The sequence below is a fragment of the Salinimicrobium oceani genome (genome assembly GCF_012037645.1).
Genome location: NZ_JAAVJR010000562.1, coordinates 1 through 469 on the forward strand (window position 1 = coordinate 1; position 469 = coordinate 469).

A 469-nucleotide genomic window follows, 5' to 3' on the forward strand; every position below is an offset into this window, starting at 1 on the left:
TACCACCGGAGTTCTGGACGGGACAATATCTCACCGCAATTTTAGTAACTGGATTCTGGGATTAAATATTTCTACAGACAGGCTTCTGGTTCTTAATACCGAATTTGATGATGAAGCACTTTATTATGGAACTGCTTTTATTAATGGTAATGCCTCTCTCTATGGCCCTACATCAGAACTGGTCATTGACGTAATGGGAGCTACCGAAAGAGGGACTGTTTTTAAGATCCCAATAAGAGATTCTGAAAGTATTGGAGATAATTCCTTTATCCACTTTTTAAGTCCCGAAGAAAAGTCGGCACGCCTTGAAGGGCAGGAGATCGAATTTCAGGATGTTAAAGGTTTAGAGTTGAATTTCGATCTTGATGTAACCAATGATGCTCTTGTGGAACTCGACATCGACGGAAGCATACTTAGGGGCAGGGGAGCCGGAACCTTATTAATAGAGATCAACACTCTTGGAAAATTC

The 469-nt window shown here is 41.2% G+C and carries 1 protein-coding gene; it reads left to right on the forward strand.

Annotated elements, in window-relative coordinates; translation table 11 throughout:
- A partial coding sequence (locus HC175_RS18255) for a translocation/assembly module TamB domain-containing protein (protein ID WP_209310082.1) occupies positions 1-469 on the forward strand: 469 nt, incomplete at both ends.